The 3087-nt window shown below is 59.4% G+C and carries 3 protein-coding genes and 2 pseudogenes; 2 read left to right on the forward strand and 3 right to left on the reverse strand.

Annotation, left to right across the window (positions count from 1 at the left end; translation table 11 throughout):
• A partial coding sequence (locus CINSTRO3249_RS14415) for an integrase core domain-containing protein (protein ID WP_143146879.1) occupies positions 1-229 on the forward strand: 229 nt, incomplete at its 5' end.
• A gap of 43 nt (positions 230-272) precedes the next feature.
• On the opposite strand, the pseudogene CINSTRO3249_RS14420 reads toward CINSTRO3249_RS14415, so the two are convergent.
• Positions 273-620, reverse strand: a pseudogene (locus CINSTRO3249_RS14420) (L-arabinose isomerase); the annotation flags it as partial.
• A 65-nt stretch (positions 621-685) separates the two neighbouring features.
• Entirely contained in the window at positions 686-2371 is a 1686-nt protein-coding gene (locus CINSTRO3249_RS14425) for a ribulokinase (RefSeq protein ID WP_074013762.1), read from the reverse strand.
• Between the two features lie 375 nt (positions 2372-2746).
• Between CINSTRO3249_RS14425 and CINSTRO3249_RS16880 the strand changes: the two are divergent.
• Positions 2747-2818: pseudogene (locus tag CINSTRO3249_RS16880) on the forward strand (LacI family transcriptional regulator); the annotation flags it as partial.
• Between the two features lie 40 nt (positions 2819-2858).
• Here CINSTRO3249_RS16880 and CINSTRO3249_RS14430 read toward each other — a convergent pair.
• Positions 2859-3087 (reverse strand): integrase core domain-containing protein (locus CINSTRO3249_RS14430; protein WP_143146879.1); only part of this gene is annotated, 229 nt, incomplete at its 5' end.

Genomic DNA, 3087 nt, shown 5'->3' on the forward strand with positions numbered 1-3087 from the left:
CGGCGACTCCTACGATAATGCGATGGCAGAGAGTATCAACGGGTTGTACAAAACGGAGGTTATCCACCGCGGGAGCTGGAAAAACCGGACGGAAGTGGAGTTGGCCACGCTGGACTGGGTGGACTGGTACAACAACAGAAGGCTGCTCGGGCGGCTGGGTTACATCCCTCCTACTGAAGCCGAAATGAACTATTACGCTTTGCAATTAGCATCAGAGGAAGCGGCGTAGTATTGCCAAAATTACTCTCTAATAAACTCGGGGTTATTCAGCCCATGATCTGCCAGGGAACCTTATCGTTGAACTGGGTATGAAATTGCAGCAATGGCTTGTGCAGAATGTTCAGCCCGCCAATCCAAATTTTGGCCGGTGAAAAGGTATGCAGCCAGGTCAGCAGGCCCAGGCAGCGGGGCTGGTAATTGGCGTCACGGCAAAGGGCGAGAATCTGATCTGGCGACGTTACCAGCGGTTTGAGCACCAATTTCAACGGCAGGCCAGCGTCATTATTCAAACCGGCAACCACCGTTTCGGCGTGGCGCTGCACCTGGCGCAGGGTTTCTTCGCCGTACAGGTGCTGGCTGCCGATGACGAACCATACTTCATAATTTTGGCAGATTTCCATCATGACTCCTGAAAGTTTCCATCGTATAAGAGACGGGATAGCACGTCGGCCCGGCGCGCGGCCGTTCAGCCGGCATCGCCCGCCGGCGCGGCGAAAAGCGGCTCGGCCTGGGCCGCCCACTGGCGATAACGCTGGTACAGTTTGTCGAAATGCCGCGCACGCCGGGCATCGGGCTGCAGCGTGCGTTCAATTGGGCTGGCCATCGCACGCTGGGCGCTGGCGATATCGGGGAAGGCGCCCGCCTCCACCGCACCAAAAATGGCGGCGCCAAGGGCGCAGCACTGATCCGAGGCCACTAACTGCAGCGGCCGGTTCATCACGTCGGCGCAGACCTGCATGATGACGGGGGATTTACGGGCAATGCCCCCCATGAGCAGCAGGTTTTCCACCGGAATAGCCTGTTGCTCGAAACATTCCATGATGGCGCGGGCGCCAAAGGCCGTCGCGGCAATGAGGCCGCCGAACAGCGCGGGCGCGTCGGTGGCAAGCGTCAGACCGGTCACCACCCCCTGCAAACGTTGGTTTGCATAAGGGGTGCGTCGGCCGTTGAACCAGTCAAGCACCACGGGCAGATTCTCCAGCTGCGGGTCCTGCGACCAGCGTTCCGCCAGCCTGGACAACAGGGCTTCCCGCACCGGTTCGAGCGCTGCGGTTAGGGTGGGGTCGGCCTCAATGGCCTGCTGCAGCGGCCAGTCCAGCAGACGGGCGAACCAGGCGTAAATATCGCCAAACGCCGACTGACCCGCCTCCAGTCCTATCAGGCCGGGTACCACGCTGCCGTCCACCTGGCCGCAGATGCCGGCGATGGAGCGTTGGCCGACGCGGTCGGGGTCGGCGATGAGAATGTCGCAGGTGGAGGTGCCAATCACTTTCACCAGCGTGTAAGGCTGTGCGCCGACGCCGACCGCGCCGATATGGCAGTCGAAGGCGCCGCCGGCGACGGCCACCTGTTGCGACAGGCCAAGTCGGGCCGCCCAGTCGGCGCACAGACGGCCCACCGGTTGTTCCGCCGTTTGGGTGTCGCTGAACAGCGGCCAGGTCAGGTGGCGGGTCAACAGCGGGTCCAGGGCGTCAAAGAACGCGGCGGGCGGCAATCCGCCCCAGTCGGGATGCCATAAAGATTTATGCCCGGCGGCGCAGCGGCCCCGGCGCAATGCCGCCGGGTGGGTGGTGCCGGACAAGACCGCGGGGACCCAATCACACAGTTCGACCCAGGAGGCGGCATGTTGGCGCACGGTGTCATCCTGGCGGGTGATATGCAGGATTTTGGCCCAAAACCATTCCGAGGAATAGACGCCGCCGATATAGCGGCTGTAGTCCTCCTGGTCGGGTTGGCGGCACAAGCGCGTGATGGCCTCGGCTTCATTGATGGCGGTGTGATCTTTCCACAGCACGAACATGGCATTGGGATTGTCGGCGAATTCGGGGCGCAGCGCCAGGACGCGGCCTTCGGCATCGACCGGTGCCGGCGTCGAGCCGGTGGTGTCAACGCCGATACCGACAATCTGCTGGCGCTGTGCGGGGCTGAGTTGCCCGATAACGGCTGTCAGGGCCTGCTCCATCGATTCCAGATAATCCGCCGGATGATGACGGAACTGATTGGCGGCGGGACAGGTGTACAGACCGGCACGCCAGCGTGGATACCACACCACTTCGGTTGCCAGCTCCTGCCCGGAGGCGCAAGACACCGCCAGGGCGCGAACCGAGTCACTGCCAAAGTCCAGTCCAAGACTGATGGCCGCATTCTTCATCTTATTCTCCCATGCCCGTTACGCTTGCGATGGGGATAACCATAAGGACTATCGGCGCTGGCAAGTGAGGAGGGGTTGGCTGCATGTATGCACGAATCTGCCGCTTATGGTGATTTTGTGAGCGACCTCAAAGGTTAATAGCAGGTTAAATCAGCTGAATATATGGAGTTATCTGCTGTAATTGGGAAATGTGATAACGCTCCACATTTGGCCGGCATTTACAGGCTAAAACTACCCCGGTCTGTCTCCCGGAGGGCGCCATTATGCGGTATTAACGTGCATTATTGCCCGGTGGAGGTACCCGGAAGATTCTATGAGAACGTTTACACGCTCGCCGGCAACGGAGCACGATGATAACTAAAATCGGAGAATCACATGCATAAATTCACTAAGGCGTTAGCGGCTATCGGATTGGCTGCGGTTATGTCTCATTCGGCTATGGCTGACTGAATAACCCCGAGTTTATTAGAGAGTAATTTTGGCAATACTACGCCGCTTCCTCTGATGCTAATTGCAAAGCGTAATAGTTCATTTCGGCTTCAGTAGGAGGGATGTAACCCAGCCGCCCGAGCAGCCTTCTGTTGTTGTACCAGTCCACCCAGTCCAGCGTGGCCAACTCCACTTCCGTCCGGTTTTTCCAGCTCCCGCGGTGGATAACCTCCGTTTTGTACAACCCGTTGATACTCTCTGCCATCGCATTATCGTAGGAGTCGCCG

Origin of the sequence: Candidatus Sodalis sp. SoCistrobi (genome assembly GCF_900143145.1) — a bacterium.
Lineage (GTDB): Bacteria > Pseudomonadota > Gammaproteobacteria > Enterobacterales > Enterobacteriaceae > SoCistrobi.

Excerpts from the sequence above, each read along its gene's own strand:
- CINSTRO3249_RS14425 (WP_074013762.1), bottom strand. The coding sequence starts at position 2,371 with ATGAAGAATGCGGCCATCAGTCTTGGACTGGACTTTGGCAGTGACTCG.